The 2,066-nt window shown below is 56.0% G+C and carries 4 protein-coding genes; 1 reads left to right on the plus strand and 3 read right to left on the minus strand.

Going from position 1 to position 2,066, the window contains the following annotated elements; all coding sequences use genetic code 11:
- A partial coding sequence (locus tag BBW68_RS12640; RefSeq protein WP_148127483.1) for an IS6 family transposase occupies window positions 1–275 on the minus strand: 275 nt, incomplete at its 3' end.
- A 33-nt stretch (window positions 276–308) separates the two neighbouring features.
- Window positions 309–434, minus strand: a complete 126-nt coding sequence (locus BBW68_RS20795; RefSeq protein ID WP_420835351.1) for a hypothetical protein — start codon at window positions 432–434, stop codon at window positions 309–311.
- A 252-nt stretch (window positions 435–686) separates the two neighbouring features.
- Here BBW68_RS20795 and epmA point away from each other — a divergent pair, with 252 nt between their 5' ends.
- Window positions 687–1,664 (plus strand): elongation factor P--(R)-beta-lysine ligase, encoded by a 978-nt coding sequence (gene epmA, locus BBW68_RS12645; protein WP_070135633.1) that lies wholly within the window; start codon window positions 687–689, stop codon window positions 1,662–1,664.
- 19 nt (window positions 1,665–1,683) lie between these two features.
- On the opposite strand, the gene BBW68_RS12650 is transcribed toward epmA, so the two are convergent.
- On the minus strand, window positions 1,684–2,066 hold a 383-nt coding region (locus BBW68_RS12650; RefSeq protein WP_070135634.1), incomplete at its 5' end, for a type II 3-dehydroquinate dehydratase.

Genomic DNA, 2,066 nt, shown 5'->3' on the forward strand with positions numbered 1-2,066 from the left:
TACAGATAAGCCCAGCGTCCGTTGACCTTCACGTAGGTTTCATCGAGATGCCATGAGCCAAAACCGGAAGGTTGACGCCAGTACCAGCGCCGCCGCTTTTCCATCTCAGGTGCAGAACGCTGAACCCATCGATAAATCGTGGTGTGATCGACATTTACCCCTCGCTCAGCCAGCATCTCCTGCAGCTCACGATAACTGATGCCATATTTGCAGTACCAGCGGACGGCCCACAGGATAATATGACGCTCAAAATGTCGACCTTTAAATGGGTTCATGTGCTGCTCCTTCAACTAAACACTGGCATCAGTTTACCATCGCCAGATCTTTGCAACAGTGCCGTCCCCGGTAACGATGCTGCCATTGGTGTTGTAGCGATAGACGCGGCCCGCTCCACCAGCGCCGACAATCACCAGATCGGTATTCAGGGTTTGCACAGTTTACTCCCCATTATTGATGTTTTTCAGGCTTACCAGAGAGATAGCGGCAGACTTAGCCCGTCAGCCGCCGCCCGGTATAGGTGGGTTAAAAATGCGCTAATTTGATGTGTTCGGGAATTTGGGTGGGTTGCTGGCAAAAAGTCAGCGCAGGTGCCATAGAGGAAGATGAGGGTTTTATTTCATGGTGAATTGTGTGTTGCTGCGGCGACAGGTAGACTTCCTCTCCCTGACTGACTTAAAGGTAGCAACATGAGCGAAACGTCCAGCTGGCAGCCAAGCGCACCCATCGCAAACTTATTTAAACGTGCGGTAATTATGGCTGAAATCCGGCGTTTCTTTGCCGATCGTGGCGTTCTGGAAGTGGAAACCCCGGCAATGAGCCAGGCGACGGTGACCGATATCCACTTGTTCCCGTTCCAGACGCGTTTTGTCGGTCCGGGGGCTGCGGCAGGGGTGGATCTCTACCTGATGACCAGCCCGGAGTACCATATGAAGCGCCTGCTGGCAGCCGGAAGCGGCCCAACTTATCAGCTGTGCCGCAGCTTCCGCAATGAAGAGATGGGTCGTCACCATAACCCGGAATTCACCATGTTGGAGTGGTATCGTCCGCACTACGATATGTATCGCCTGATGAATGAGGTTGATGACCTGATGCAGCAGGTACTGGAGTGCGCCCCGGCAGAAACCCTCTCTTACGAGCAGGCGTTTATCCGCCATCTGGAGATTGACCCGCTGTCGGCGGATAAAGCGCAGCTGCGCGAAGTGGCAGAGAAACTTGGAGCGGGCGATCTGGCCAACCGCGAGGAAGATCGCGATACCCTGCTGCAGCTGCTGTTTATGCTCGGCGTGGAGCCGGAGATCGGCAAAGAGAAACCCGCCTTTGTTTACCACTTCCCGGCCACCCAGGCGGCGCTGGCGAAGATCAGCACCGAAGATTACCGCGTGGCAGAGCGTTTTGAGGTCTACTTCAAGGGTATCGAGCTAGCGAACGGCTTCCGTGAATTGACCGACAGCCGCGAGCAGCGGCGGCGCTTTGAGCAGGATAACCGCAAGCGCGCCAAGGCCGGGCTGCCGCAGCAGCCAATTGATACCAACCTGCTGGATGCTCTAGCGCACGGTATGCCTGACTGTTCCGGCGTGGCGCTGGGCGTCGATCGTATTGTGATGCTGGCGCTGAAGGCGGAAAAGCTGAGCGATGTGATCGCGTTTACCGTAGATCGTTGTTAAGCTAGGTTTTACCTTGGCGTCAGCTTTGCATCCCGAGTGTCCGCGCCGCTTCCACCAACGCATAGTGGTAGCCGCGAATGCCGTAACCGCAGATCACGCCCTGCGCCACGTCTGACAGATATGAATGATAATGGAATGGCTCATGCTTGTGCACGTTGGTTATATGCACCTCCCACAGCGGCAGCACGACGGTTGTGACCGCATCACGGATTGCCACCGACGTGTGCGTCCACGCCGCGGGATTGATAACCAGCGCCTGCGCATGCAGGCGCGCTTGCTGGATCCACTCAATCATCTCGCCTTCGTGGTTGCTCTGGAAAAACTCAATTGCCACGTCCAGCTCCTGCGCGCTGGCGCGGCACAGCGCTTCAATGTCAATACTGATCGAATTCTGACCCACCC

The organism is Candidatus Erwinia dacicola (genome assembly GCF_001756855.1).
Classification (GTDB): domain Bacteria; phylum Pseudomonadota; class Gammaproteobacteria; order Enterobacterales; family Enterobacteriaceae; genus Erwinia; species Erwinia dacicola.

Bases quoted from the DNA above. Each gene is read 5' to 3' on its own strand.
- epmA (WP_070135633.1), top strand. From the start codon at position 687: ATGAGCGAAACGTCCAGCTGGCAGCCAAGCGCACCCATCGCAAACTTA.